Annotated in this window: 24 protein-coding genes; 8 read left to right on the forward strand and 16 right to left on the reverse strand. The window is 69.7% G+C overall.

The window, feature by feature from the left end:
- Window positions 1–2: 2 nt before the first annotated feature.
- The 3 genes from M2271_RS36330 to M2271_RS36340 form a co-directional block, all read right to left on the reverse strand.
- On the reverse strand, window positions 3–893 hold the full coding sequence (locus M2271_RS36330) for a carbohydrate ABC transporter permease (protein WP_280891725.1): 891 nt from the start codon (window positions 891–893) through the stop codon (window positions 3–5).
- A complete protein-coding gene (locus M2271_RS36335) occupies window positions 890–1,873 on the reverse strand; it encodes a sugar ABC transporter permease (protein WP_280891727.1) in 984 nt (327 codons plus the stop codon). The genes M2271_RS36330 and M2271_RS36335 overlap by 4 nt, the downstream gene beginning before the upstream one ends.
- A 139-nt stretch (window positions 1,874–2,012) precedes the next feature.
- Window positions 2,013–3,299, reverse strand: a complete 1,287-nt coding sequence (locus tag M2271_RS36340; RefSeq protein WP_280891728.1) for an extracellular solute-binding protein — start codon at window positions 3,297–3,299, stop codon at window positions 2,013–2,015.
- A 360-nt stretch (window positions 3,300–3,659) separates the two neighbouring features.
- Between M2271_RS36340 and M2271_RS36345 the strand changes: the two genes are divergently transcribed.
- The 3 genes from M2271_RS36345 to M2271_RS36355 all read left to right on the forward strand — a co-directional run bounded on the left by M2271_RS36345 (window position 3,660) and on the right by M2271_RS36355 (window position 6,595).
- Entirely contained in the window at window positions 3,660–4,424 is a 765-nt protein-coding gene (locus M2271_RS36345; protein WP_280891729.1) for a GntR family transcriptional regulator, read from the forward strand.
- 273 nt (window positions 4,425–4,697) lie between these two features.
- Window positions 4,698–4,970, forward strand: coding sequence for a DUF3311 domain-containing protein (locus tag M2271_RS36350; protein ID WP_280891730.1), 273 nt, complete (start codon window positions 4,698–4,700; stop codon window positions 4,968–4,970).
- On the forward strand, window positions 4,967–6,595 hold the full coding sequence (locus M2271_RS36355; RefSeq protein WP_280891731.1) for a sodium:solute symporter family protein: 1,629 nt from the start codon (window positions 4,967–4,969) through the stop codon (window positions 6,593–6,595). Before M2271_RS36350 ends, M2271_RS36355 begins: the two co-directional genes overlap by 4 nt.
- Before the next feature lie 163 nt (window positions 6,596–6,758).
- On the opposite strand, the gene M2271_RS36360 is transcribed toward M2271_RS36355, so the two are convergent.
- The 12 genes from M2271_RS36360 to M2271_RS36415 form a co-directional block, all read right to left on the reverse strand.
- A complete protein-coding gene (locus M2271_RS36360) occupies window positions 6,759–10,379 on the reverse strand; it encodes an NACHT domain-containing protein (RefSeq protein WP_280891732.1) in 3,621 nt (1,206 codons plus the stop codon).
- 68 nt (window positions 10,380–10,447) lie between these two features.
- The gene (locus M2271_RS36365; RefSeq protein WP_280891733.1) at window positions 10,448–10,573 is read right to left on the reverse strand and encodes a hypothetical protein; all 126 of its coding nucleotides are present in this window, start codon (window positions 10,571–10,573) and stop codon (window positions 10,448–10,450) included.
- Window positions 10,574–10,654: 81 nt separating this feature from the next.
- Entirely contained in the window at window positions 10,655–12,022 is a 1,368-nt protein-coding gene (locus M2271_RS36370; RefSeq protein WP_280891734.1) for a cytochrome P450, read from the reverse strand.
- Complete coding sequence (cyc1, locus tag M2271_RS36375) at window positions 12,019–13,104, reverse strand: epi-isozizaene synthase (RefSeq protein WP_280891735.1); 1,086 nt, start codon at window positions 13,102–13,104, stop codon at window positions 12,019–12,021. Before cyc1 ends, M2271_RS36370 begins: the two co-directional genes overlap by 4 nt.
- 292 nt (window positions 13,105–13,396) lie before the next feature.
- The gene (gene def, locus M2271_RS36380; RefSeq protein ID WP_280891736.1) at window positions 13,397–14,047 is read right to left on the reverse strand and encodes a peptide deformylase; all 651 of its coding nucleotides are present in this window, start codon (window positions 14,045–14,047) and stop codon (window positions 13,397–13,399) included.
- A gap of 94 nt (window positions 14,048–14,141) precedes the next feature.
- Window positions 14,142–15,122 (reverse strand): hypothetical protein, encoded by a 981-nt coding sequence (locus tag M2271_RS36385; RefSeq protein ID WP_280891737.1) that lies wholly within the window; start codon window positions 15,120–15,122, stop codon window positions 14,142–14,144.
- Window positions 15,123–15,226: 104 nt separating this feature from the next.
- On the reverse strand, window positions 15,227–16,474 hold the full coding sequence (locus M2271_RS36390) for a metal-dependent phosphohydrolase (protein ID WP_280891738.1): 1,248 nt from the start codon (window positions 16,472–16,474) through the stop codon (window positions 15,227–15,229).
- On the reverse strand, window positions 16,471–17,997 hold the full coding sequence (locus tag M2271_RS36395) for an HD domain-containing phosphohydrolase (protein ID WP_280891739.1): 1,527 nt from the start codon (window positions 17,995–17,997) through the stop codon (window positions 16,471–16,473). The genes M2271_RS36390 and M2271_RS36395 overlap by 4 nt, the downstream gene beginning before the upstream one ends.
- A gap of 132 nt (window positions 17,998–18,129) precedes the next feature.
- Window positions 18,130–18,432 (reverse strand): mycothiol system anti-sigma-R factor, encoded by a 303-nt coding sequence (gene rsrA, locus M2271_RS36400; protein ID WP_280891740.1) that lies wholly within the window; start codon window positions 18,430–18,432, stop codon window positions 18,130–18,132.
- Window positions 18,429–19,112 carry an RNA polymerase sigma factor SigR gene (gene sigR, locus M2271_RS36405; protein WP_280891741.1) on the reverse strand — a complete coding sequence of 228 codons (684 nt, stop codon included), beginning with the start codon at window positions 19,110–19,112 and terminating at the stop codon, window positions 18,429–18,431. Before sigR ends, rsrA begins: the two co-directional genes overlap by 4 nt.
- 279 nt (window positions 19,113–19,391) lie before the next feature.
- Entirely contained in the window at window positions 19,392–20,075 is a 684-nt protein-coding gene (locus tag M2271_RS36410; protein ID WP_280891742.1) for an alpha/beta family hydrolase, read from the reverse strand.
- Between the two features lies 1 nt (window position 20,076).
- The gene (locus tag M2271_RS36415) at window positions 20,077–20,892 is read right to left on the reverse strand and encodes an SOS response-associated peptidase (protein ID WP_280891743.1); all 816 of its coding nucleotides are present in this window, start codon (window positions 20,890–20,892) and stop codon (window positions 20,077–20,079) included.
- A 152-nt stretch (window positions 20,893–21,044) separates the two neighbouring features.
- Here M2271_RS36415 and M2271_RS36420 point away from each other — a divergent pair, with 152 nt between their 5' ends.
- From M2271_RS36420 to M2271_RS36435, 4 genes are all read left to right on the forward strand, one after another.
- The gene (locus M2271_RS36420) at window positions 21,045–21,767 is read left to right on the forward strand and encodes a M50 family metallopeptidase (protein WP_280891744.1); all 723 of its coding nucleotides are present in this window, start codon (window positions 21,045–21,047) and stop codon (window positions 21,765–21,767) included.
- 183 nt (window positions 21,768–21,950) lie between these two features.
- Entirely contained in the window at window positions 21,951–23,267 is a 1,317-nt protein-coding gene (gene aroA / locus M2271_RS36425; protein ID WP_280891745.1) for a 3-phosphoshikimate 1-carboxyvinyltransferase, read from the forward strand.
- An 18-nt stretch (window positions 23,268–23,285) separates the two neighbouring features.
- Window positions 23,286–24,296 carry a ribosome small subunit-dependent GTPase A gene (rsgA, locus tag M2271_RS36430; RefSeq protein ID WP_280891746.1) on the forward strand — a complete coding sequence of 337 codons (1,011 nt, stop codon included), beginning with the start codon at window positions 23,286–23,288 and terminating at the stop codon, window positions 24,294–24,296.
- A gap of 130 nt (window positions 24,297–24,426) precedes the next feature.
- Window positions 24,427–24,750, forward strand: a complete 324-nt coding sequence (locus tag M2271_RS36435) for a multidrug efflux SMR transporter (protein WP_280891747.1) — start codon at window positions 24,427–24,429, stop codon at window positions 24,748–24,750.
- 126 nt (window positions 24,751–24,876) lie between these two features.
- On the opposite strand, the gene M2271_RS36440 is transcribed toward M2271_RS36435, so the two are convergent.
- Window positions 24,877–25,485, reverse strand: a complete 609-nt coding sequence (locus M2271_RS36440) for a TetR/AcrR family transcriptional regulator (RefSeq protein WP_280891748.1) — start codon at window positions 25,483–25,485, stop codon at window positions 24,877–24,879.
- 178 nt (window positions 25,486–25,663) lie between these two features.
- On the opposite strand from M2271_RS36440, the gene hisN reads away from it, so the two are divergent.
- Window positions 25,664–26,464: a histidinol-phosphatase gene (hisN, locus tag M2271_RS36445; protein ID WP_280891749.1), complete on the forward strand. Its 801-nt coding sequence runs from the start codon at window positions 25,664–25,666 to the stop codon at window positions 26,462–26,464.
- Window positions 26,465–26,576: the final 112 nt, after the last annotated feature.

The raw sequence follows: 26,576 nt of genomic DNA on the forward strand, positions 1-26,576 counted from the left end.
CGTTATCCCTTCACGGCGCCCGCGGTCAGGCCCGCGGCCATCTTGCGCTGAACGAGGAGGAAGAGGACCACGATCGGCACGGCCATCATGGTGGCTCCGGCCATCATCGGGGCGTATTCGGTGCCGTGCTTGGTGGTGAAGTTACCGAGCCATACGGTCGCGGTCTGGTTCTTCTGGCTGAGCAGCATGAGGGCGTACAGGTACTCGTTCCAGGCCTGGATGAAACCGTAGACCGAGGTGGCGACCATGCCGGGAGCCAGCAGCGGGAAGACCACGCGGACGAAGGCGCCGGTGCGGGAGCAGCCGTCGACCATCGCCGCCTCCTCCAGTTCCTTCGGGATGTTGACGATGAATCCGCGCAGCGTCCACACCGTGAAAGGGAGGATGAAGGTCAGGTAGGTGATGATCAGGCCGGAGAGCTTGTCGTACTGGTCGAGGTCGTTGAGCAGCAGGAACACCGGGATGATCATCGCGACCAGCGGGATCATCTGCACGGCGAGGATGCCCACGATCACGATCTTGCGGCCGCGGAAGGCGAACCGGGAGATGGCGAGCGCGGCCAGCATGCCGACGACCATGCCGATCACGACCACCGCGAGCGACACGATCAGGCTGCGGCCGACCGGGCCCCAGAAGTCGGCGATGTCCAGCGCCCGGCTGAAGTTGGAGAGCGTCAGGCCCGTGGGCAGCAGGCTCGGGTCCGGGTCGATGGCGTCCTTGGCCGGCTTGAACGCCGTGTTCAGCATCCAGTAGACGGGGAAGCCGGCGGTGACGAAGACGAGGAGGCCGAGGAGGTTCCAGCCGGCCTTCGACTTCCGGGGTGCGGGGGTCCCCCCGGGTGTCCCCCCGGTCGTCCGCACGGGGGTCCGCACGGGAGTCGTCAGCGTGCTCATTCGACCTCTCCGATCTTCAGCATCTGGCGCATGTAGACGGCGACCACGCCCAACAGCAACAGCACGGTCAGCAGGGCGATCGCCGAGCCCTGCGCGTAGTCGTTGACGACGAACGCGCGGTCGTAGGAGTAGGTGGTCAGGAGCTGGAACTCCGCCTCGGGATGGCCGTTGCGCATCACGAAGACCTGCGGGAAGACGCCCATGTCCCAGATGACCGAGAGGGTCGTGAGCATCACGACGATCGGCTTGAGGATGGGCAGGGTGACGTACCGGAAGACGTTCCAGGAGCCCGCGCCGTCGAGGCGGGCCGCCTCCTCCAGTTCCTTGGGGACCTGGGTGAGACCGGCGCTGAGCGTGATGACCACGAAGGGCACGGCGCCCCAGACCACCAGCAACATGATCACGACCAGGCCCTGCGGACCGCTCGCGAACCAGTTGTGGCCGATGAGGTCGACGCCGGGCAGCTTGCTGAGGACCGCGTTGAGGATGCCGTAGTCCGCATCGAACAGCCACTTGAAGACGGTCGTGGCGACGACGATCGGCATGCCCCAGCTGGCCACCAGCGCGATGTTGATCAGGACCTTCACCCAGCCGGAGACTCGCTGGAGCAGCAGGGCGATCGCCATGCCGGAGACCATGGTGAAGGTGACGCAGCCGGCCGCGAAGACGATGGTCCGGACGACGACCGCCCAGAACTCGCCATCGCTCAGGATGCCCGTGAAGTTGTCGAATCCGACCGATTCGGCCGGCTGGAAGCCCCACAGCTGGGACTGGCCGAACTTCTGGAAGGAGAGGGTGACCATGCGGACCAGCGGATAGCCGAGGACCAGCCCGAGGATCAGCAGGCAGGGGGCGAGCAGCAGCCAGGGGGTGCCGGCCCCGCCCGGCGTCCGCTTTCTGCGGGGGGCGTCCGCGACAGGGGGCGGCGGTGCCTGCCGCGGCGGCGGCACCTTGGCAGGGGTGGTCGTGTCGGCACTCATCCGCGCGCTCCTCAGCGGTCCCTCGGGTCGTACACAAGCAGACGCCCCGCGCCGGGCGGGCCGTACGAGAGGCAGAGCCCGCGCCGGGCGGGCCGTACGAGAGGCAGAGCCCCGCACTCGGCCAGGCCCTGCCCTCACGTCACTTCGTGTTGATCACCTTGTCGATCGCGGCGTCCGCTTCCTTCGCGGCAGCCTCGACCGACTTCTTGCCGGTGCCGATGTTCTGCAGCATGGTCTGCAGGACCTGGGCCTTCTCGACCTGGCCCCAGCCCGGCGCCATGGGGACGAACCAGTTGGACTCGGCCGCGGTGGCCGGGACCGCCGTCGCCGGGTCCTTCTTCAGCGAGGCGAGGTCGGTCTTGTTGTTGGGCAGGTTGCCCTTGGCCATCAGGCCCTTCTGGCCGGAGGGACCGGTGAACGCGTTGATCCACTCGGCGGCGACGGCCTGCGCGTCCGACTTCACCGGGACGGCGAGGTCCGAACCGCCCAGGAAGACGGGGAGGTTCTTGCCGGACGGGCCGGGCATCACGAAGTTCTGGAGCTCGCCCTTGAGCTTGCCGGTCTTGTCGTTCTTCGGGTCCTCGGAGGTCGTGCCCTCCCAGGCCGCGCCGAAGATCATGCCGGACCTGCCCTGGCCGTAGACGATGTAACGGTCGGACTCGTCCTTGGTCTTGTCGCCGTGCATGTACGTGTCGACGACGTTCTTGAACTCGGTGAGGCCCTTGACCGACTCGGGCGAGGAGAGGTTGCCCTTCCACTGGCCGCCCGACTCGACGGCGATGGAGCCGCCGGCGTCGTAGACGAAGGACATGGCCGCGTACCAGTCACGGGTGGGCTGGTACCAGGCGGAGAACTTGTCGCCCTCCTTCTTCTGCACCGTGTCCAGGGCGGCGGTCAGCTCGGCGTACGTCCTGGGGACGGACTTGACGCCCGCCGAGGCGAACAGGTCCTTGCGCCAGTTGGCGACACGGCCGCCGGCGTAGTAGGGGACGCCGTAGGTCTTGCCGTCGTAGGTCACCGAGGCCTTGAGGCCGTCCAGCCAGGCGGAGGAGTTGTCGAACTTCGCCGGGTCGAGGGGGGCGAAGGCGCCCTTGACCATGTAGCCGAGCATCTCGGTGTTGCCCATCTCGACCACGTCGGGCGCCTTGTCGGTGGCGAGGACGGCGTCGAGCTTGGCGTTCTTGTCCGGCCAGCCGTAGTACTCGTAGTTGATCTTGATGCCGGGGTGTGCCTTCTTGACCGTGGCATCGGCTGCCTTCACCAGCTCCGGCCAGTTGTTCTGCGCGTCGACGGTGAGCCAGACCGTCAGCTCCTTGGCGTCCGCGCCGCTCTTGCCCGAGCCCTCGCCACCGCCGTCGCCCCCGCACGCCGCGATGGAGACCATCATGCCCGCGATACCGATCGCGGCTATCAGCTTGCGCTTCACGCCACCCTCCTCAGGGATGCCCTCGAACCCCCCAGGCACCCCGCGGTGCACGTGGGGCCGGGACCTGGACCAATGGTGTAGACCAGTACCGGGAGCTTGGCTCAGACCAAGGGGCCTGTCAAGGGTGGCGAATGGGCTCTGACCAGCCGTTATGCGACCTACATATGGAGGAACCTTTAAGTAAGAACCCATCGAAAACATCCACGCCGGAGGGCACACTTCCGATAGACCACATGACTTGGTGGACTAGACCAAAAGAGATGGCGGCGGTATACAGAAGGGATCACGGAGCGTGCGGAAGACATCCCGATACGCTGCCGTGCCACGATGTGAGCGCATCCGGAGCCGGGAAGGCAGAGCATGAGCACCGACCTCAGCAGTGCGGAGAACGAGGGTGGGGCGAGTGTCCGTACCGCGCGCGTGCCCAAGTACTACCGCCTGAAGAAGCACCTGCTCGACATGACGGAGACCCAGTCGCCCGGCACGCCGGTACCGCCCGAGCGCACCCTGGCCGCCGAGTTCGACACCTCACGCACCACTGTCCGTCAGGCACTGCAGGAGCTGGTCGTCGAGGGACGCCTGGAACGCATCCAGGGCAAGGGCACGTTCGTCGCCAAGCCGAAGGTCTCCCAGGCGCTCCAACTCACCTCGTACACCGAGGACATGCGCGCCCAGGGTCTCGAACCCACCTCCCAACTGCTGGACATCGGCTACATCACCGCCGACGACCGGCTCGCCGGGTTGCTCGACATCACGGCCGGCGGGCGGGTGCTGCGCATCGAGCGTCTGCGCATGGCGAACAGCGAACCGATGGCCATCGAGACGACCCACCTGAGCGCGAAACGCTTCCCGGCCCTGCGCAGGTCACTGGTCAAGTACACCTCCCTCTACACCGCACTCGCCGAGGTGTACGACATCCATCTCGCCGAGGCCGAGGAGACCATAGAGACCTCGCTGGCCACCCCGCGCGAGGCGGGCCTGCTCGGCACGGACGTCGGCCTGCCGATGCTGATGCTGTCGAGGCACTCCCTCGACCGGCAGGGACAGCCGGTGGAGTGGGTGCGGTCGGTGTACCGGGGGGACCGGTACAAGTTCGTCGCCCGACTGAAGAGGCCTGTCGACTAGGGCAGTCGGCGCGTGCGGTGGACCTGTGCGGTCGACCTGTGCGGTCGACCTGCGCCGCGGACCTGTGCGGCGGACTTGTGCGGCGGACTTGTGCAGTCGACGTGTGCGGTCGACGTGTGCGGGAGGCGGTTCCGTTGCCGCTGACCCCGCCGCAGCGGCCGACACACAACCGACACATACCGGTATGCGGACGAGGGGTTCCGCAGCTGCGACGCCGTGACCTAGATTGCCTGCGCATTCCACAGATGATCAGCGAGGGGACGGAGCCGCCGAATGTCAGATGCGCCTGAAGTGAGACCACCGACGGTGACACCGGTCCGCGTGGTCATCGCCGTCTGTCTGATCGCGCCGTTCGTGGCGATGCTGTGGGTGGGTTCGTACGCCAAGACCGACCCGGCGTTCATCGGCATCCCCTTCTTCTACTGGTACCAGATGGTGTGGGTGCTGATCTCCACCGCGCTGACGATGACCGCGTACGGGCTGTGGCGGCGTGACCAACGCGGCCGTGCCGACGCCCGGTCCACGAACGGGGGTGCGTCGAAGTGAACGACGGCGTGAACGGCGTCGCACTCGCCGTCTTCATCTTCTTCTTCCTGGCCGTCACGATCCTGGGCTTCCTGGCCGCGCGCTGGCGCCGGGCCACGGACGAGCACAGCCTCGACGAATGGGGCCTGGGCGGCCGGTCGTTCGGCACCTGGATCACCTGGTTCCTGCTCGGCGGCGACCTGTACACGGCGTATACCTTCGTCGCCGTGCCGGCGGCGATCTACGCGGCGGGCGCGTCCGGGTTCTTCGCGGTCCCCTACACCATCCTCGTCTACCCGCTGATCTTCACCTTCCTGCCCCGCCTGTGGTCGGTCTCGCACAAGCACGGGTACGTGACCACCTCGGACTTCGTACGCGGCCGGTTCGGCTCGAAGGGGCTGTCGCTGGCGGTGGCCGTCACCGGCATCCTGGCGACCATGCCGTACATCGCGCTCCAACTGGTCGGCATCCAGGCCGTGCTGGACGTGATGGGCGTCGGCGGCGGCGAGGACACCAACTGGTTCCTCAAGGACCTGCCGCTGCTGATCGCCTTCGGCGTGCTGGCCGCGTACACGTACTCGTCGGGTCTGCGCGCGCCCGCGTTGATCGCGTTCGTGAAGGACACGCTGATCTACCTCGTCATCGCGGTGGCGATCATCTACATCCCGATCAAGCTGGGCGGCTTCGACGACATCTTCGCCAAGGCCGGTGACGCGTTCGCGCAGACGAACCCGGCGACGGGCAAGCCACGCGGCGCCCTGGCCCCGGCCGAGGCCGGCCAATGGACGTACGCCACGCTCGCGTTGGGCTCCGCGCTGGCGCTCTTCATGTACCCGCACTCGATCACCGCGACCCTCTCCTCCCGCAGCCGTGAGGTGATCCGCCGCAACACCACGATCCTGCCGCTGTACTCCTTCATGCTGGGCCTGCTGGCACTGCTGGGCTTCATGGCGATCGCGGCCGGAGTCAAGGTGAGCAACGGGCAGTTGGCGATCCCGCAGCTGTTCGAGGACATGTTCCCGGACTGGTTCGCGGGCGTGGCCTTCGCGGCGATCGGCATCGGCGCGCTGGTCCCGGCGGCGATCATGTCGATCGCGGCCGCGAACCTCTTCACCCGCAACATCTACAAGGACTTCATCAAGCCGGACGCCACGCCGAAGGAGGAGACCCGCGTCTCCAAGCTGGTGTCGCTGCTGGTGAAGGTGGGCGCGCTGGCCTTCGTCCTGACGATGGACAAGACCGTCGCGATCAACTTCCAGCTGCTGGGCGGCATCTGGATCCTGCAGACCTTCCCGGCCCTGGTCGGCGGCCTGTTCACCCGCTGGTTCCACCGCTGGGCCCTGCTCGCCGGCTGGGCGGTCGGCATGGTGTACGGCACCCTCGCCGCGTACGGCGTCGCCTCACCGACGCAGAAGCACTTCGGCGGCTCCGCGAAGGAGATCCCCGGCATCGGCGAGATCGGCTACATCGGCCTGACGGCGTTCGTGCTGAACGTGGTGGTGACGGTGGTGCTGACCTTCGTCCTGAAGGCGCTGAAGGCCCCGGAGGGTATCGACGAGACGTCCCCGGAGGACTACACGGCGGACGCGGGCGACCCCGGCGTACAGGAGGAACTCCCGCCGGCGACCGCGGGCGCGGCCCACTAGGCCGAACTGAAGAGGGCAGCGGGCCGCCGAAGCGCCGGATCCACGGCGGCCCGTTGCCGTACCCGCGGAACGCCGGACGCCTCCCGCCTCCCGCTGGACTCCGGACGCCACCCGCAACCCGCTGGACGCCGGACGCCACCCGCAACCCGCTGGACGCCGGACGCTAGTTCCTCGTCCGCCCGGCCATCGCGTTCCAGAAGTCGTCCAGTTCCCGTACCCGCATGCTGACCCAGGGCGGCGTCTTCCGATGCAGCAGCCTGGGGAAGTACCGCCGCACACGGCCGGGCAGCAGGGCCTGCTGCTGCCGGCAGAACGGCTCGCGTATCTCTCCCCGGGGCACACAGCCCCCGGGCGGGTACGGGCAGAGCTGGAACTTGCAGTCGGGCAGACACGTGCTGCCCGGCGCGGGCGGAACCGAGATACCGGCCCGCAGGTCGGGCCGCAGCGGCTCCCGGTTCGCACGGATGCACGGTGGGAGCGCCATGTCGGGCTGCTCCATGCGGGCCAGCCGCTCCTCGACCTCGTCCGGGTGCCCGTCCCGCTCGATGAGGTTGAGCATCACCAGCAGGTCGGCGACGAGGCGTTGGGCGCGCGCGTCGAGGGTGCTCCACCCGACCGAGGGCGGAATCCACAGGTTGTGCTTACGGTATCCGCAGGGGTTGCCGGTGCGGGCACCGACGTTGTCGGCGACGCTCTTCTCGTCGATCCAGAGGAAGCGCTCGGGCTGTCCGGTCTCCAGGGCGAGGGCCACCATGTCGCCCGCCTCGGCGACGAACGGATGCAGGCACCGCCGGGTCGCGTCGCCGTTCACGCCGGGTTGGCCGGGTACCCGGTTCACCGTGCCGGCCATCGACAGCCAGCGCTGGACGGTCTGTACGGCGGTCATCCCCGTGATCGACCGGGCCTCGGGTTTGCCGTTACGGTCGGCGCCCTGCCCCGCCACGGTGTCGCCGTCCGGCTCGTGGACGCCCACACTGTCCGGCAGCTCCCACAGGCACAGCGCCTGGAGCAGGGTGAGCTGCGCGTACCAGCACCGGGACTGCTGCAGCACGGTCTCCGCCTGCCGGATCAGGTCGGCGCGTCCGCCCGGGTAGGTCTGCGGGTGCCGCTTGCGGCGGTTGGCCGCGTACTTGAAGCCCTGGGCCAGCGCGGCCTCGAGGGCGAGCGGCAGGTCGGGAGTGCCGCCGGTGAAGGCCGGGTCGAGGTGGCGCATCCACTTGGTGAGGCGTTCCCGGGCCTCGTCACGGTGGGCCTCGTCGACGGAGCCCAGGAGCATGGGGACCATCCAGGCCCGCATCACGAACGCCCGGAGCAGATCGACCCGTTGCTTCCGGTAACTCCGGTTGATCTCCTGCCGGTCGCACTGCAGCTGCCTGATGTGGTCGGCGCAGGCGGCCCGTGAGGACGCGCCGGCCGCCCTGGCCCGCCTCATGCGCGGGGCCCATGCCTCGTACTGCGTTCTTTTCGATGCCTTCAGCTCGCCGAGTCGGTCGTTGTACTCCTTCACGGGATCGCTGTTCAGGCCACCCAGCTCGCGGATCACGGCGAACGCCGCGTTGCCGCCGGTGCCGAACTCCTGGGCCGCGGCCAGACGTATGGAGTACGACGGTTCCTCGATGCTCAACTCGAAGAGCTGTCCGTACAGCGGGGTGGTGTCGATCTTGTCGGACACCTTCCGCAGCGCGGCCCCGAGTTGCTTGAGCACCCTCAGCTTCGCGTCCTCGACGGTGCGCTGGTCTCCCTTGATGCCGGCCCAGCGGGCGCGGACCGTAGCGACGATGTCGCTCAGCCGTGCCGGGTCGTCCTCCACGCTCTCGATCTCCAGGGCCGCCGCGTAGATGTCGAGTGCCTTGGGGTCGTCCGTACGATGGTTCGCGGCCGCGCACAACCGGTGGGCCAGCGGGCGCCCCTGCACAGCTGACTGCCGTACCCGCTCCTGGATCTCCCTCCTCACCTCGGTCCGGACACCCCGCCCGCGGGTCCTGGGCCCCGCCGCCTGTCGACGGGACAACAGCACCAGAGCCACCAGCAGTTCCCGGCTGGGACCGGGCGGCTGCAGGGCCTCCTCGGTCAGATCGCCGGCGCCCCGCTCGCCCAGGTGGTTCAGCAGGCGGTAGCCGAAGTAGGCCTGGATGATGCTGTGCGGGAAGCGGACCTTTCTCGAGAAGCCCTCCACGAACTTGAGCTTGTCCGCGTTGCCGACCAGGCGGGCGAGGGCGGCATGGCACTGGTCCAGGTTCCCCTCACGCAGACGCCGCCGCTCCGCTTCGCTGAGCCTCTCGCAGAGCGCGTTCCAGATCTGTTGCCGGTGCCACTCGGAGAAGACGTTCTGGCGTTTGCCGTACCGGTCGAAGGGACGTCGCGTGGTCCACAGGTACTCCGCCCGGGCCTTCGCGCGCCGCGCCGGACCGGGGTGGACGTCCGTGTCGAGCAGTTCCGCGAGGCCGACCTCCAGCTTGTCCTGGAGCAGTCCGATACACGCCAGGGCGGAGACCACTTCGAGGGTGTCGCGGCGTTCCTGCGGAACCAGTGCGACGTCGTCACGCAGCCGGCCCTCGCACAGGGCCTCGTCCCACGTCTCCAGCAGCCAGAGCCGCAGTGTGCCGCGGTCCCGGCTGCGCGTGTTCATGTGCTGCGGATCGTCGCCCGGCCGGTCGTGCTCCAGGGCTCCGTGGCGGTGCAGTTCGCGGGCGATGTGCAGATAGACGGGCGATTCGGTCACCTCCGCGGTCTCCACGATCCAGTCCACCCGGCGCTCGTCCGTGTCCGGCGTGTGCGCCGCGACGAAGCGCAGCGCCGCCTCCCCGCTCAGCGGTTCCAGCTCCACGATCGCCGCGGAGGTGTTCTCCAGCGGACTGTGCGGGCGGGAGGCGATGACCAGCGGCAGCTTCTCGGCGTAGGCCCGCTCGATGGCCCGGCGGATGATGTTGTCCCGGTTCTGCTGGAGCTCGTCGTCGAGGAGCGCCTCCTCCAGTCCGTCGGCGATGACCACCGGCTTGTCGTCCGCGAGGAGTTGCTGCCAGACGCGCTCGGTCTTGCCGCGGGCGAGGATGCCCTGGGGGGCCTCGTCGGCGAAGCGCTGCCTGGCCAGGCGTTCGAAGTTCAGGTCGGTCCCGTCGGCCGCGTCCCGCAGCCGGATCGGCACGGGCACGGCGTGCTGCTCGGCCAGCAGTTCGGTGAGCCGGACGAGGACGGCGGTCTTCCCCACGCCGACACCGCCGACGAGCAGATAGGGCCGGCGGGTGTTGCGGTCCCGCAGCCGCTCGGCGATGACCTGGGCGATCTCCTCACGGCCGACGATCTCGGCGGTGTCCGGTCCGGCGGTGGGCACCAGTCTCCGCGGGTCCTCGCGTGCCTTCACGAGGTAGCGCTTCTTGGTCCACCGGTACCAGCAGAAGAGGAAGAGCGCGGCGGCGAGCGAAGCGGTGAGGACCGGACCTAGGAAGATGAGCAGGGCGCCGACCCCATCGTTGCTCTTCCGCCACTTCTCGAAGGAGGTCGTGTGCTGCACGATCAGGATGTACAGGCCCTCCCCGATCCAGGCGAGCACCGCGAGCGTGGCCAGCAGCCAGACGGCCCTGGTGGCGTTCGTGTAGGAGACCCATCTGCGCCACTTCTTGGGGCGCGGCGTGCCGCGGTGGGCCTCCAGACGGACGGTCAGGGTGTGACAGTGACCGAGGCAGACGCGCCCGATGCGGCTGCCCACCCGTCTCAGGTCCAGCGTCGCCATCGGTGCGTTGCGCGGCCGCTCCTTGCCGGACGGGTGACGGACGACCCTCGTCATGGAGGTCTCCTTCCGAGAGTGCTTCTCAGGACGAGGACCGCGCGTGCCGACACCGTATCTCCATGGAATCACTCCGGCTGGACCCCGCAACCCGGGCCGTCCGCCGCACCCACGAGGAGCCGGAGCCGTTCGACGACGCGCTCCGGCAGCAGGGTCCACCCGGTGTACGGCTCCGAGAACCCGTTCTCCCTCATGGAGCCGTAGGGGGTTCAGGAGCTGAACCTGGGCCGGAGAGAGGGCCGGAGCCGACACGGGCGCCGCGCGGCCAGGTCCCGTCAGCGCGGCAGCGCCTTCAGCAGCAGCCGCTTCGGCCGCAGGGTGATGCCCACCCGGGCCGACTCGTCGGCCTCCGGGAGGCGCTCGAAGCGCCACTTCGGGATCACGGTCGCCAGGATGATGCCGAGCTCGGCCACCGAGAAGTGGTCGGCCGGGCATTTCCGGTTGCCCGCGCTGAAGGGGCTCATCGCGTACTTCGGCACCTTCTCGGAGTGCCCCGGGAGCCAGCGGTCGGGGTCGAAGTCGAGGTGCTGTTCGTAGGACCGGGGGTCACGTTGGAGAGCGAGCGGGCTGTATACGATGTCCGCTCCGGCCGGAATGCGATACCCGCCCAGTTGTGTCTCGGCCATGGCCCGCCGCGTCAGAATCCACACGGCGGGACGTATGCGCAGTGCTTCGGTGACCACATTGTTGGTGTGGGTCAGCTCGCGGAGATCGCCGAATGCGACCGGGCGGTCGCCCACGACCGATTTCACCTCCGCACTCACCCGGTCCGCCTGTTCCGGATGCTCCGCCAACAACTGCAAGATCCACATCAACTGGGACCCCACGGTTTCACTGCCCGGCGTGAGAATCGCTATGACCTGATCGTGCACCTCCTGGTCGTCGACCGGTTCACCTTTCTCGTTCTTTGCCGCCAGCAAGGCGGTCAGCAAATCGTCGGGCTGCTCGGCGGCGGCCCGGCGTTCGGCGATGACCTCGTCGGCGAGCCGGTGCAACTCGGCCAGTGCCCGGTCGAATTCACGGTGCGAAGGAAGCGGCAGCCGGTAGAAGGGACCGAAGGAAAGGATCATCCGCCGGTACATCCCGCCGAACACGGTGGCGAGGGCGGTACTCAGCCGCTCGGCCAGGTCGTCGATGTGCTCGATCTGCAGGAAGCACCGGGCCGTCATGCGCACGCCCACCCGGAACGCCTCCGAGGTGACGTCGACGGTGTCCCCCGCCTGCCAGCGTCCGGCGAAGGCGAGCGACTCCTCGACCATGACCCGCTCGTACTCGTGGATGACGTCCTTGCGGAACGAGGGCTGGATGGTCTGCCGCTGGCGCCGGTGCAGCGTCCCGTTGCTGGTCGCCACCCCCTTGCCCAGCAGCACGTCCAGGGTGTCCCACAGCGGCCCGCCGATCTCGTACCCCGGGCTCGTCAGCATGTCGCCGACAAGGTGCGGCGCGGTGACGGCGTACACCGTCTTCGGGCCGAGCCGCAGCCGGACCAGGTCGCCGTCGTCGCGCAGCCGGGCCAGGAACCCCAGCGGGTCGCGGACCAGCTTCCAGCCGTGGCCGAGGCCGGGGACACCCCCGCCCGCGAAAGGGGGCTCACGCAGCTCCTGAGCCGGGGAGTCCTCGGGCTTCACAGACTCGACGGTCATTTCTCACCTGCCGTTTCGTTGGTGACGTACGGGGGCGTGGACCGGTCGTCCCAGCTGTCCACCCGGTACCGGCCGGACTCGTGGTGGAACCAGTAGACGGTGCTGAACCAGTTCCGCATATTGCAGACACAGGCCCGCACCGCGGCGCTGAGCTCTTTTCCGCGAACGGTGCCGTCGGCGAGGCCGTCGGAGAAACGCAGGGCGTCCTGTTCGGCGACGAGGAATTCCGCTATGCATTCCTCCACGCGCCGCCGGATCTCCGCGACCGCTTCCTCCAGAGTCCGTCCCTCGTGTGTGATGAGGCTGATTCCGAGATTGTGCACCTCGTCGCCCGCTATTTCCTTGGGCAGGGAACAGAGGTCGTTGTACCAGGCGGCGAATTCCTGACTGAGCAGCGCGGGACGCCGATATACCGGGTGATTCCGCACGAGGTCCGGGAGTTCACAGCCGGCGCTCGGCTCCAGCAGATCCGTCCAGATCCAGTGCGCGAAGGTGAGCCGGCGCAGCGCCAGGTATTCCTCGACGGTCGGGACGATCCTCTCGGCGCGGTTGCGGTATTCCCGGTCGTACGCCTCGATCACCTCGTGGAAGTGCCGGGCGAAGCGGGCGTTCCACGTCCGGGGCAGAAACGAGTACAACCGCACCATGCTGTCGGCGAACCCGGCGACCAGGGGATCCTTGTGGTGCAGATGGTCCCGGGGGGCGTCGAGGGCCCTGTGCAACCGGAACCTCAGCCGCCGCCAGGCGGCCGGGCGGCCGTGCACGATGTCGCGGTCGTGGCGGTCGTCCCAGACGAAGAACCACGCGCTGTAGTCCGCTATCGCCTGCAGGACCTCGTCGGGGGCGCCCAGGTAGTAGCCCGCCATGAGGTCGGTGTAGCAGAGGCCGTCGGCATGTTCCTCCACCATGTCCGTCGGCATGAGCCGTTTTTCCAGAAGCCAGGTTCGGGTTTTCTCTTGGAGCCTGGGCCAATACGGGTGCACCTGCCTGGGAAACGCTGTTTCGATCACCCGGAGAGAGAGCGCCGGTGGAACCGCGATCGCCGTCGGTGTCGATGTGGTGCTGTGTGGGAAAGCAGGCACGAACAAACCCCTTCCAGCCGCCAGTAGCGCAACGCCCCTCCCGCTGTGCCGGGCGTGCGCCGTTGCGTATCCCCGCTCATCCCATTCAGCTACACAACTGACCTTCCTGGGAACGGATTTGCTCTATTCGCTACCCCACAGTGCCGACGTTCTCCCCTTGTGCGAACGGTTGTCGATCACTGGAGGAGCGCAGGCGATCAAAGGTGCGACGGACAGACGAACGGCGCCTGTTCAAGGAAGGGTGTTCCTGAACAGACGCCGCTCGGAAGGGAGTTGGGAGGAGCGAGCGACCTCAGTCGTTGGCGACCACGGGGTAGCGGGGCTCGTTCTCGGCCATCTGCCGCAGCGCGTCCTTGCGTTCACGCTTGGAGAGCCGGTCGATGTAGAGGTAGCCGTACAGGTGATCCGTCTCGTGCTGCAAACACCGAGCGAAGTAGCCGGTGCCGCGGACCCTGACCGGGTTGCCCTTCTCGTCCTGCCCGGTCACCTCGGCGTAGTCCGGGCGGGCGAGCGGCGCGTACGCGGTGGGCACGGACAGACAGCCCTCGTTGCTGTCGTCCAGCCGGCGCTGGTCGGCGGGCAGGTCCACGACCTTCGGGTTGCACACGACACCGACGTGCCGCCTGTCCTCGTCGTCCATGCAGTCGTAGACGAACACCTTCAGGTCGACGCCGATCTGGTTGGCGGCGAGACCGACGCCCTCCGCGGTGCGCTGCGAGGCGAACATGTCCGCGACCAGTTCGTCCAGCTCCACGCCGAACTCGGTGACGTCCTTGCACTCCTTGTGCAGCACCGGGTTTCCGACGACCGTGATCGGCCGCGAGGTACCGCGCTCACGCCAGGCGTTCTCGCGCTCCTCGGTCTCCTCGGTGTCGATGACGAAGCCCTCGTCGTCCACGGGGAGCACGCCCGCGTGCTGCTGATCGGTGTCCTGCTGCGCCATGACCGACGTACGCCTTCCTGCAAGCCTGGGAGATTCTGCGGAGTCCGGAGACTCTGCGAGTACAGCCTAAAGGGAGACGCGGCGCGGGATCGGCTCAGCAGACCTCTTCGAGATCCCGCCAGTCCCTGGAATCGGGGCTGTCGGCGACCCACCCGTCCAGCAACCCCCGAACCAGCGAGGCGGGCGCAGCCACCCCGCACTCCCGCTCCGGCACCCACAGCTGCCCGTCGGTCCGATGCCCGAGCGGCCCGGGATGCCCCGGCTCACTGTGATCATGCGGATCGAGATGGTCCCCGTCGCCCTCGTCGGACGGCATCCGCGACTCGGAACACATCCGGCACAGCAACCGCACCGACGAGGACCAGTCCTCCGCCGCGAACCCCGCGTCCGCGGCCAGTTGTTCCAACGCGTCCCGGTCCGCCTCCGTCGCGGCCTCCAGCAGCACCACCCACGTCGGCACCGGAGAAGGCGCCCACAGCTCGATCTCGTCGAACACCGGATAGGCGTGCCCGGCGGTGGTGGTCCGCTCCCCGTGCGGCACCCCGTCGTGCAGGACGACCTCGCCCCAGCGCCGCCCTGACGAGGGCAGCGGAATGGACAGCACCTCGATGCGGGCGGGGTCCAGCCGCCGCCCCCACACCACCTCGGCCTCCCCCTCCGGGGACAGCCGTACGGCCGCGCTGCCGAGGTCCATGCCGAGCGGCTCGCCGTTGGCCGTGGCACCGCCGGGCACCCGCAGTCCGTACGCCTGCCAGGCCCGCCGGGCCAACGGCCAGTCCTGCAGTCCGGTGGCGGCGATGCCGACGTTCCACCAGTCGGGCGCCCCGGACTCCCGGTCGAGCAGGGCCACCGCGCGCAGTCCCGCCGCCCGGGCCTGCTCCCAGTCGTGCCGGAACTTGTGCAGGAGAGCGAGGTTGAACCAGGACTCCGACAGCCAGGGCTCCAGATCGGCGGCCCGCGTCAGCAGTGCGCCCGCGTCCTCGTACCGACCGTCGCCGATCAGTGTGAACGCTCGGTCTGTGGCCTGCCGCCAGGAGGCGGAGGGCCGGTGCCGTCCCTTGCCGAAGATCCTCACGATTCCCGCCTGCCAGTTCCGTGGAGTGGGCTGGCTGTGCCCCCGGTCACCCTCTCCATCGCATCCAACCACGTACGCCTGGAAGGGCGCTCATTACCCATGGGTTACCCAGCCTGGGCGGGGGTCAGACAGTCCCGCGAGAGGACTCTGGCCAGCGCCTCGACCACCTCGGGGGCGTACTCCCCGGCCCCGGCCAGGCGCAGCTCCTCCAGTGCCGTCAGCGGCCCGCCGGGACCGGCGTCCCGGGTCTTCTCCTCGTACGCGTTGACGGCGCGCACGATCCGCGCGGCGACCGGTTGCTCCGCGCAGGGGTCGGCCTGCCGTTCCACGACCGCCGCCACCTGGAGGTCCACCCCGGTCTGCCGGACGACGGCACCGCCGAGCAGGGCGACCCGCCGTTGCTCCGCCTGGGGCAGCGCGGCGGTGGCACCCGCCGGTACCGGGTCGACGAGGCTCAGCTGGCCGATGTCGTGCATGAGGGCCGCGTACTCCAGGACGGTGAGCTCGGGTCCGGACAGCCCCAGGTCCCGCCCGACGGCGAGGCTGAGCGCGGCGACGCGACGAGCGTGCCCGGTCGGCGTGCACCCGGCGATCTCGGTGGCCCGAGCGAGTGAGGTGATGGTCTGCCGATAGGTGGCCCGAACGGCCGCGTACCGACGGAAGGAGAGCTGGGTGAGCAACAGCGGCAACGAGAACACGGGCACCGCCCACAGGCCGACGACGGCCACCGCGATCGCCATCACCGCCCCGGTCGCACACACCACGGACCCGATCCCGAGCAGCTCCCGCAACTCGTCCCGCAGCAGGGGGCAAAACGGCCACCCGGTGCGGGAGTGGGCCAGCGCGGCGGCGAGCACGGCGTCGCACAGCGCGGTGAGGGAGAGCAGCGCGAGCAGCAACAGGGCGTACGCCGGGCCGCCCCACTCCTGCAACACTCCCTGGCTGTACAGGGGTTGGAAGCACACGGTGGCGAATCCGACGGTGAGCACGCGCCGGGCCAGATGGTCGAGGGCCGGCCCCCTCCCCCGCGCGATGTGCGGCACGCTGCCGAGGAGCACGGCGGCGAGCACGACCGCGACGACCTGGCCTACCCCGTGCCGAGTCTGCTGCCCCGCCTCCGCCCCGAGCAGGGCGTACGACAGCGCCCCCGCGGCGGCGAGCGGCGCGGCCTCCCTGACCTGTGCGCCGGTCCACCGGGTGAGCTCACCGACGGTGACCAGCAGACCGAAGGCGAGAGCGACACCGCGTTCCTCGATCCCGGTCCAGAGGGTGGCGGCGAGACAGACCGCGGCGAGGACGCCGGCCAGGGCGTGGACGAGGGCGAGCAGCGCCGGAGGCCGACGCGGGCTCATCGCGTCCCCGGCGGTCCGAAGGGCGCCGGACGGGGGTGCGGCGGGCTGGGGTGCGGCGGGCTGGACTCGTCGGGCGGCACGGTCGGGTGCCCACCGTGGTCGGCGGACATGGCCGGATTCCCACCCTGGTCCGCGGTCACAACCGGGTGCCCACCCTGGCCGGCGGTCACAACCGGGTGCCCACCCTGGTCCGCGGTCACGACCGGGTGCCCACCCTGGCCGGCGGTCACGACCGGGTGCCCACCCTGGCCGGCGGTCACGACCGGGTGCCAACCGTGTCTGCCCAGCGCCCGGACGAAGGCCTCCACCATCAGCGGGTCGAACTGTGTGCCCGCACACCGCTTGAGCTCCTCCAGCGCCACCGGCACGGGCCGGGCCCGCCGGTAGCACCGCGTGGACGTCATCGCGTCGAACGCGTCCGCGACGGCCACCACCCGTGCGGACTCCGGGATCTGGTTGCCCACCAGCCCGTAGGGATAACCGCTCCCGTCCAGCCGCTCATGGTGGTGCAGGACGGCCGCCCGGGCCTCCCCGAGGAAGGAGATCCCGCGCACCATCTCGTGCCCGTACTCGGGGTGCAGCTCGATCACCCGCCGTTCCTCGGCAGTCAGCGGCCCGTCCTTGCGCAGCAGCCGCGTGGGCACGCCCAGCTTCCCCACGTCGTGCAGGATCCCGGCGAACCGCAGCACCTCGACGCGGTCCTCGTCCATCCCGAGCTCACGCGCGATCATCATCGAGGCCTGTCCGACCCGCTCACTGTGTCCGCGGGTGTACCCGTCCTTGATGTCGACGGCCTGCACGCGCGCCCTGATCGTCGACTGATGGGCGGCCCGCTCCCGGTGGTACTGGGCGAACACCCACCAGGACACACACATCGGCAGCAGGACCAGCAGCGCGGCGACAGGACCGTACGGACTGCGCCACAGCACGGCCATCATCAGTCCGGCCGGCCCGTGCACGGCGACCGGTGCGAGGGAGCGCAGGAACAACCCGCGCCAGGCCCGTCGTACGGGAACGCGCTCGGCGAGGGCCAGGATCCCCGCGTCCAGCACGCTCAGCGCCAGACAGAACGCCAGCACGGCTGCCCCGGCCGGGACGAGCGCGTACGGGAAGTCGGAGCCGACGACGGCGTCCGGCCCGCCCAGCGCTCCGTGCACCCGCGCGGCCACCCACACGCCGACAACGAGCTGGGCCGCCCGCCACACGCGCCGCAGCCACCGCGGTCGCTGCTCGACCAGGGACAGCAGCGCCCCTGGCAGCGCAACCAGCGCGGCGGCCGACGGGGGCAACAGAAAAGCCCCCGCGAGGAGGACCGGGTAGAAGGTCCCGGCGAACCGCCACCGGGCGGCGGCCTGCTCGCAGCCGGCGTACAGCACGGCGAGCAGCGCGACCGCCCACCAGGGCGTCCGCACCGCCGACAGCGGCGGCACGGCCGACAGCGGCGAGAGCGGCAACAGACAGAACAGCGCGAGGGCGACGACACAGGCGACGTACGCCCGTGCCCGTGCCGGTACCGCCTCCATCACGCCCTCCCCGACCGCGCCTGCTCTGGATCCCGAGCCTAGGGCGGCAGGACGGGGAGCTGCGGGCTTATGACCCGCTGATTAGCACGTTCGAGTGACGAGAGGGCGGCCACGACTCCTGTGGAGTGGCGGTCAGGACTCCTGTGGAGTGGCGGTCACGTCGTGCTCGGGCACCGTCTGCCCGGTGCGGATCAGATCGAGCCGCCCCAGGACCTTGGCACGCAGGTCGCTCGGCACGTCGTCATGTCCGCAGCACCGCTTGACCAGCTTCTTCACGGCCTGCTCGAGACCGTACTTCTCCAGGCACGGCGAGCACTCCGTGAAGTGCTGCTTGAACTTGTCCCGATCGACGTCCGGCATCTCACTGTCGAGAAATTCGTACAAATGATCGAGTACTTCACTGCAGTCCGTCTCGTGCGGCTCTCCGCAGCTCATGAGTCCGAACCTTTCGCTTCGTTCGACTCTCCGGCACCCGCCGGGACCAGCCCGCGCTCACGGGCGTAGTCCTCCAGCATGCCGCGCAGTTGACGGCGGCCCCGGTGCAGCCGGGACATCACCGTACCGATGGGGGTCCCCATGATGTCCGCGATCTCCTTGTACGCAAAGCCTTCTACGTCGGCGAGGTAGACGGCGATGCGGAATTCCTCGGGGATCGCCTGCAGCGCCGACTTCACGTCCGAGTCGGGCAGGTGGTCGAGCGCCTGCGACTCCGCGGAGCGCAGACCGGTCGACATGTGCGACTCGGCGCGGGCCAGCTGCCAGTCCTCGATCTCCTCGGCCGCACTGCGCTGGGGCTCGCGCTGCTTCTTGCGGTACGAGTTGATGAAGGTGTTGGTGAGGATCCGGTACAGCCATGCCTTGAGGTTGGTTCCCTCGCGGAACTGGTGGAAGGACGCGTACGCCTTGGCGTACGTCTCCTGCACCAGGTCCTCGGCATCGGCCGGGTTGCGCGTCATCCGCAGCGCGGCCGAGTACATCTGGTCGAGGAACTCGAGCGCGTCACGCTCGAAGCGCGCGGTGCGCTCTGCGGCCGACTCCGTACCCCTGCCCGCGCCCTCGGGCTGCTCCGCCTGGCCGTGTTCGGTCCCTGCGTCAGTACCGGTGACCGGACCCACCTCCTCAAGATTCCGGACGCGACCGAGACCGGTCCCGCCAGAATCGGAGGATAGACGACGATCCGGTCCGCCCGCCGCCCGAACAGGGGCGGTCTTCGCCGCATGCAGCACGGTCCAGTCCAAGTCGGCGCGGCTGCTGCGGCTCGGGCAGATGGTCGAACCCATGCGGCGGACTTCCTTCCCTACGACGTCGGTGCCTGTGCTTCAGCACTTCTGACCGGCACAACGCCAAGCCCGGCCCGCATCATTCCCGCCACTTGTTCCCGTGACCCGAACCACTCATCCCAGCGACGCGGTCCACGCGAGGACCCCTTCCGTGACGAACGCCACCCCTTCCTCCTGGGTGATCTGCGCCCGCTTCGGTACGGCGAAGCCGTGATCGCCGTACGGCACCTCGACCAGTTCGTACGCCCCTTCGGGGAACTCCTCCGGCTTCCCGAACGGGTCGTTGCCCCCTTGTACGACGAGAGTGGGCACCCCGGCGCCGAGCAGCTCCCCGGCGCGGGACCTCTCGGGTCGGCCAGGTGGGTGGAGCGGGAAGCTGAGGGCGAGGACGGCGTGCGCGCCCAGCTCGGCCGCCGTACGACAGGCGACCCGGGCACCGGCGCTGCGGCCGCCGGAGATCACCGGCAGCCCGGGCTCGGCCACCGCCGGCCAGATGCCCCGCCATCCCACGTCCAGGGTCCTCGGCGCGGGGGCCAGCTTCTTTCCGGCCACCCGCCAGGGCTGCTCGACGAGGGCGACGGTCACGCCGTGCTCCGGGAGGACCTGCGCGAGCGCCTGCAGATCGCGGGCCTCGATGCCGCCGCCGGCGCCGTGACTGACGGCCAGCAGCAGCCGGGGCTTCCGCGCCCGGTGCCAGGTGATGCGGGCGACCCCGGCGTCGGTGTCGACGACCTGGGTGGGCTCGGCGGGCTCACTGACCTCGGCGGGCTCGGTGGGCTCGGTGGGCTCTTTCCTCACGTCAGAAGAGTGTGCCCTCTTCGGGCCCTTCCAGCTCCTTCAACAGCTCCGGTCCGTTGTTGCGGACGTTGCTGACCGCGGTGGCCACCGGGTAGGCCCGCATCAGTCCCTCGGCCGGCGGTGCGAGCAGCGGGCGCAGGTCGTCGAGGTCCGTGCGGGACGGGTCGAGCCAGGCGTCCCAGCGGTCCGGGGTCAGCATCAGCGGCATCCGTGGATGGATCTCGGCCAACGAGTGCGGCCCCTGCTCGGGCGCCACCGCGAGCGGGCTCGTCTCTGCCTCCGTGGTGATCACGGAGCAGGTCACCCACCAGGCCTGCGGGTGGTCGTCCGGCAGCGTCCGGTCCCGCCAGAACTCGTACAGCCCGGCCATCGCGAACACCGACCCGTCGGCCGGGAGGACGAAGTAGGGCTGCTTGCGCGGCCGCTTCCTCTTTCCCTCGACCTCCAGGTCCCGCTCCTGCTCGCCGGTGACCCACTCGTAGTAGCCGTCGGCGGGGATGACGCAGCGCCGGGCGGCGAAGGCCCGCCGGTACGACGGCTTCTCGTGCACGGTCTCCGCGCGTGCGTTGATCATGCGGGCGGCGCCTTCGGGGGTCTTCGACCAACTCGGCACCAGTCCCCACTTGAGTTTCCGCAGCTGTCGAACCGGCCTCGACTCGTCCGCGTCCTTGAGAGGGCGGTCGAGAACGGCGTAGACCTCCTTGGTCGGGGCCACGTTGTAGTCGGGTGCCAGGGTCTCCTCGGGCTCCCACTTCTCGACCCCGAAGATTCCCGCGAGATTCTCTGGCCCACGACTCGATGCATACCGTCCGCACATACGTGCCACACTGCCAGGCCCGCCCGCCGCCCGGCCACCACCCCCGCGCTGAAGGCCCCGCGCGCCAGCCCCTTTTTATCGACTTCCATCGACTTCCATCGACTTCCATCGACTTCCATCGACTCGATCACCTACGGGAGCCACTGCCGACCATGCACACCATCGCATCCGAATCGCTCGCCTCCCTCTGGGACGAGATCTTCGGCAGCCAGCCCGACCCCGATCTGTGGGTGGTGCTCGCGACCCTCGCCGCCGCGATCGCCGTGGTCGTCCCGCACGGCGTGTGGCGCATCGCCCGCAACGCCATCACCATCGCGCACGAGGGCGGCCACGGCCTGATCGCGCTGCTCACCGGCCGCACCCTCACCGGCATACGACTGCACTCCGACACCAGCGGGCTGACCGTCAGCCGGGGCAAGCCGCACGGCATCGGCATGATCCTCACGGCCGCCGCCGGCTACACCGCTCCCCCGCTGCTCGGCCTCGGCGGCGCCGCCCTGCTCGGCACCGGCCACATCACGGCCCTGCTGTGGCTGGCGAGCGCCCTCCTGGTGGCGATGCTGGTGATGATCCGCAACGCCTACGGCGCGCTCACCGTGCTCGTCTCCGGCGGCACGTTCGTGATCGTCTCCTGGCTGACGGGCCCCCAGGTGCAGGCGGCGTTCGCGTACGCGGTGGTCTGGTTCCTGCTGATCGGCGGCGTTCGCCCGGCGTTCGAACTCCAGGCGAAACGGTCGCGCGGCGGCGCGGGCGACTCGGACGCGGACCAGTTGTCACGGCTGACTCATGTACCGGCGGGGCTGTGGCTGTTTCTGTTCCATGCGGTGAGCCTGTGCTCCTTGATAGGCGGAGGCCGCTGGCTGCTGGCGGTGTGACCAGCCCACAGGGCGCGGGGCCGCGTCGTGGGCGACCCGCCCACAGAGCCGCAAGGCCGCGTCGATGTGGGTCACCAGCCCACATCGGCTCGGGCCGTGTCGACGTGCGGCTCCGCTCCCCGGGGCGCGACCAGCCACAACGCTCCCGCACCCGAACGACGCCCTCCTTATAAAGTGGGGCCCATGGCCCCGAACGACGTACACACCGCCCTCTGGCCCGCCCCCCACGCGAGCGGAGCCGTCGACGCGACGGTCCACGTGCCGGGGTCCAAGTCGGTCACCAACCGGGCACTCGTGCTCGCCGCCCTCGCGAGCGAACCCGGCTGGCTGCGCCGCCCCCTGCGCTCCCGCGACACCCTCCTGATGGCCGGCGCCCTGCGCACGATGGGCGTCGGCATCGAGGAGGGCGTCGGCCCCGACGGCACCGGTGAGTCCTGGCGGGTGCTGCCGGCCGGACTGCGGGGCCCAGCCACCGTCGACGTCGGCAACGCCGGCACGGTGATGCGCTTCCTGCCGCCGGTGGCCACGCTGGCCGACGGCCCCGTCCTCTTCGACGGCGACCCGAGGTCGTACGAGCGTCCCCTGCACGGTGTGATCGACGCCCTGCGCGTCCTCGGCGCCCGGATCGACGACGACGGTCGTGGCTCACTGCCGCTGACGGTCCACGGCGGGGGCGCCCTGGACGGCGGCCTGGTGGAGATCGACGCGTCCTCGTCGTCCCAGTTCGTGAGCGCCCTGCTGCTGTCCGGTCCACGCTTCAACCAGGGCGTCGAGGTCCGCCACACCGGCTCCACGCTGCCCTCCATGCCGCACATCCGGATGACCGTCGACATGCTGCGCGCGGTCGGCGCCCAGGTGGACAGCCCCGAGTCGGGCGGCGAGCCGAACGTCTGGCGAGTCACCCCGGGCGCGCTGCTCGGCCGTGACCTGACGATCGAGCCGGACCTGTCGAACGCCCAGCCGTTCCTGGCGGCGGCCCTGGTGACCGGCGGCAAGGTCGTCGTCCCGGACTGGCCGGCCCGCACCACCCAGCCCGGCGACCGGCTGCGCGAGATCTTCACCGAAATGGGCGGTTCCTGCGAACTGACCGAGTACGGCCTGGAGTTCACCGGTTCGGGTGCGATCCACGGCATCGACGTCGACCTGGGCGAGGTCGGCGAGCTGACCCCAGGTGTCGCGGCGGTCGCGGCCCTCGCGGACTCACCCTCCACCCTTCGGGGCGTGGCTCACCTCCGGCTGCACGAGACGGACCGGCTGGCCGCGCTCACCAAGGAGATCAACGAACTCGGCGGTGACGTCACGGAATCGGCCGACGGCCTGCACATCCGGCCGCGCCGACTGCACGGCGGGATCTTCCACACGTACGAGGACCACCGCATGGCGACGGCCGGCGCGATCATCGGCCTGGCGGTGGAGGGCGTGCAGATCGAGAACGTGGCGACGACGGCGAAGACGCTCCCGGACTTCCCCGGCCTGTGGACCGGGATGCTCGAGGCGTAGGCCCACGGGGATCACGACATGCGCCGCTACGGCAAGAACACCGACGAGGACGACATCCGCTCCCGCCCGAACCGCAAGGGCAACCGACCCCGGACGCACATCCGGCCCAAGCATGAGGACGCGGTGGAGGGCATGGTCCTCACCGTCGACCGGGGCCGTCTCACCTGCCTCGTCGACGACCGGATCGTGCTGGCGATGAAGGCCCGCGAGCTGGGCCGCAAGGCCGCGGTGGTCGGCGACCGGGTGGCCATCGTCGGCGACCTGACCGGCCAGAAGGACACCCTCGCGCGGATCGTCCGCATCGCAGAGCGCACCTCGGTCCTGCGGCGCACGGCGGACGACGACGATCCGTACGAGCGCGTGGTCGTCGCCAACGCCGACCAACTGGCGATCGTGACAGCTCTGGCCGACCCGGAACCCCGCCCACGTCTCATCGACCGCTGCCTGGTGGCGGCGTTCGACGCCGGCCTGGAACCCTTGCTGGTGATGACCAAGTCCGACCTGACCCCGCCCGACAAGCTCCTGGAGCTGTACGGCGACCTGGACATCCCGTATGTGGTCACCAGCCGCCAGGAACTGGAGAACGGGGACGCGACGGACCGGGTACGCGCGCAACTGGACGGCAGGATCACGGCGTTCATCGGTCACTCCGGCGTCGGCAAGACGACCCTGGTGAACGCGCTGGTCCCGGAGGACCGCCGCCGTCTCACCGGCCACGTGAACGCGGTGACGGGGCGCGGTCGGCACACCACCACCTCGGCGCTCGCACTGCCGCTGCCGGACGACGACGGCTGGGTGATCGACACCCCGGGCCTGCGGTCCTTCGGCCTGCACCACGTGGACCCGTCCCGGGTGATCAATGCCTTCCCCGACCTGGAGCCGGGCACGGAGGGCTGCCCGCGCGCGTGCAGCCATGACGAGCCGGACTGCGCGCTGGACCAGTGGGTGGCCGACGGCCACGCGGATCCGGCCCGGCTGTACTCACTGCGCCGGCTGCTGTCGACGAGGGAACGCACGGAAGGCGACTGACCTCCGCGTTGTTTGTCTTCCCGTAGGTCCGGTAAGGGCATAATCGCACCGAGCAGGATCCAAGCCTGACCAGAGCCAGACAAAAGGGTCCCTGAACGCTGGGACGCGTGGACGTACGGGAGGACAGCACATGGCGTGGCTGCTGGTCGTCGTGGCAGGGTTCCTGGAGACCGGTTTCGCCGTCTGCCTGAAGCTGTCCCATGGCTTCACCAGGCTCTGGCCCACGATCGCGTTCTGCATATTCGCACTCGGCAGTTTCGGTCTGCTGACCCTGTCCCTGAAAAAGCTCGACGTGGGGCCCGCGTACGCGGTGTGGACGGGTATCGGCGCGGCGGGCACGGCGATCTACGGCATGATCTTCCTCGGCGACCTCGTCTCGACCCTGAAGATCATCTCGATCAGCCTGGTGATCATGGGCGTGATCGGACTCCAGCTGTCGGGATCGTCGCACTGAGAGTCTCTCGGTCGCGCCGGGACTCCCTCCCGTCCGTCGCACTGAAAGTCCCTCGGTCGCGCTGAGGCTCCCCCGGCGCCCGAGACTTCCCCCGTCCCGTCCCGTCCCGTCCCGCTGACGCACTCGCTACGGCGTCAACTGACGCGGCAGCGCACTCCGTACGAGATCGGCCACGCCGCCCTCGCCCGGCCAAGCCGCCACGCACGACAGTGCGAGCCGGACGACGAGTTCGCAGGAGCGGGCCAGTTCGGCGGCCTCCGACGTGGGCGTGCCGGACCCGGAGAGCACGGCGACGGCCCGGTCCCGGACGAGCACCAGGAAGTCACCGGGGGACGGCAGCGGCCCGTCCGCGCGGCGCTGCGCCGGCACGGCGGAGAAGGACGGCACGGCCGTCAGCGTCGGCGAGGGCAGCCGCTCGCTCCAGAAGCCGGTGAGCATGGCCCGCACCAGGGCGTTCTCGCGGGCGGTGGAGGCGGTCCACTCGGCGGTCGCGGTCAGCCGCTCCCGGGCGTCGCCATGGACGCTCAACGCCCGCTCGACTCCCGTGAGATACCCGTCCGCCGCTCTGCGGACGAGTGCTCGGGCCAGCCCATCCTTGCTGCCGAACTCGTTGTACAGCGTCTGCCGGGACACTCCGGCCGCCGCGGCCACGTCCACCATCCGCACGGCGGACCACGGCCGACGCGCCAGCGCCGTGTAAGCGGCGTCCAGCAGGGATTCGCGCGCTGCAGGCATCGTCGCCTCCCGGGGCGATCGGCTCTGCGCCCAGATTTGACGCGCACAGAGTCACTGTCAAGGGTTCGCGAAGGCACGCGGGGGCGCTCGGCCGGCCGATACGAGCCGCCGTCCCGGGCGCCCCTGCCGTCAAAGCCCCCTGTGGCCCGTACCCACCAGGACAGATACCGTTCCCTTCATGCCGGACTACCTCGACGACCTCCGCTTCGCCCATGTCCTCGCGGACGCGGCGGACGCGGCCACCATGGGCCGCTTCAAGGCTCTCGACCTCAAGGTGGAGACGAAGCCGGACATGACTCCGGTCAGCGAAGCGGACAAGTCCGCGGAAGAACTCATCCGTGGCCAGCTCCAACGTGCCCGTCCCCGGGACGCGATCCTCGGCGAGGAGTTCGGCGTCGAAGGCACCGGCCCCCGCCGCTGGGTCATCGATCCGATCGACGGCACGAAGAACTACGTCCGCGGGGTGCCTGTCTGGGCCACCCTCATCTCCCTGATGGAGGCGGGCGAGACGGGTTTCCAGCCGGTCGTCGGCGTGGTGAGCGCCCCCGCCCTCGGCCGTCGCTGGTGGGCCGCCAAGGACCACGGCGCCTTCTCCGGCCGCAGCCTCTCCTCGGCCTCCCGGCTGCACGTCTCCCGGGTCTCGAAGCTCTCCGACGCCTCCTTCGCGTACTCCTCGCTGACCGGCTGGGAGGACCAGGGGCGCCTGGGCGGCTTCCTGGACCTGACCCGCGAGGTGTGGCGCACGCGCGCGTACGGGGACTTCTGGCCCTACATGATGGTCGCCGAGGGCTCGGTCGACCTCTGCGCCGAACCCGAGCTCTCCCTCTGGGACATGGCCGCGAACGCGATCATCGTGACGGAGGCCGGTGGTACCTTCACCGGCCTCGACGGCCGCCCGGGGCCGCACAGCGGCAACGCGGCCGCGTCGAACGGCCTGCTGCACGGCGAGTTCCTCGGGTATCTCAACGAGCGCACCTGAGAAGCACCTCATCTGAGCCTCGATCCACCGCGTGAATGCTGATCATGGGTGTCGGGCGGGTTCCGGGTGTTTCTTCGGGGTGTGGGCAGCGGTGATTGCCGGGTGGCCGTCC

The organism is Streptomyces sp. LBL (genome assembly GCF_029893585.1).
Classification (GTDB): domain Bacteria; phylum Actinomycetota; class Actinomycetes; order Streptomycetales; family Streptomycetaceae; genus Streptomyces.

Coding starts and splice junctions, on each gene's coding strand:
- M2271_RS36395 (WP_280891739.1), bottom strand. CDS start 17,997: ATGGAGGCGGTACCGGCACGGGCACGGGCGTACGTCGCCTGTGTCGTC.
- M2271_RS36350 (WP_280891730.1), top strand. CDS start 4,698: ATGTCAGATGCGCCTGAAGTGAGACCACCGACGGTGACACCGGTCCGC.
- M2271_RS36370 (WP_280891734.1), bottom strand. CDS start 12,022: ATGACCGTCGAGTCTGTGAAGCCCGAGGACTCCCCGGCTCAGGAGCTG.
- M2271_RS36365 (WP_280891733.1), bottom strand. CDS start 10,573: ATGAGGGAGAACGGGTTCTCGGAGCCGTACACCGGGTGGACCCTGCTG.
- M2271_RS36390 (WP_280891738.1), bottom strand. CDS start 16,474: ATGAGCCCGCGTCGGCCTCCGGCGCTGCTCGCCCTCGTCCACGCCCTG.
- M2271_RS36330 (WP_280891725.1), bottom strand. CDS start 893: ATGAGCACGCTGACGACTCCCGTGCGGACCCCCGTGCGGACGACCGGG.
- M2271_RS36335 (WP_280891727.1), bottom strand. CDS start 1,873: ATGAGTGCCGACACGACCACCCCTGCCAAGGTGCCGCCGCCGCGGCAG.
- M2271_RS36345 (WP_280891729.1), top strand. CDS start 3,660: ATGAGCACCGACCTCAGCAGTGCGGAGAACGAGGGTGGGGCGAGTGTC.
- M2271_RS36420 (WP_280891744.1), top strand. CDS start 21,045: ATGCACACCATCGCATCCGAATCGCTCGCCTCCCTCTGGGACGAGATC.
- rsgA (WP_280891746.1), top strand. CDS start 23,286: ATGCGCCGCTACGGCAAGAACACCGACGAGGACGACATCCGCTCCCGC.
- M2271_RS36440 (WP_280891748.1), bottom strand. CDS start 25,485: ATGCCTGCAGCGCGCGAATCCCTGCTGGACGCCGCTTACACGGCGCTG.
- rsrA (WP_280891740.1), bottom strand. CDS start 18,432: ATGAGCTGCGGAGAGCCGCACGAGACGGACTGCAGTGAAGTACTCGAT.
- def (WP_280891736.1), bottom strand. CDS start 14,047: ATGGCGCAGCAGGACACCGATCAGCAGCACGCGGGCGTGCTCCCCGTG.
- aroA (WP_280891745.1), top strand. CDS start 21,951: ATGGCCCCGAACGACGTACACACCGCCCTCTGGCCCGCCCCCCACGCG.
- hisN (WP_280891749.1), top strand. CDS start 25,664: ATGCCGGACTACCTCGACGACCTCCGCTTCGCCCATGTCCTCGCGGAC.
- M2271_RS36415 (WP_280891743.1), bottom strand. CDS start 20,892: ATGTGCGGACGGTATGCATCGAGTCGTGGGCCAGAGAATCTCGCGGGA.
- M2271_RS36360 (WP_280891732.1), bottom strand. CDS start 10,379: ATGACGAGGGTCGTCCGTCACCCGTCCGGCAAGGAGCGGCCGCGCAAC.
- M2271_RS36435 (WP_280891747.1), top strand. CDS start 24,427: ATGGCGTGGCTGCTGGTCGTCGTGGCAGGGTTCCTGGAGACCGGTTTC.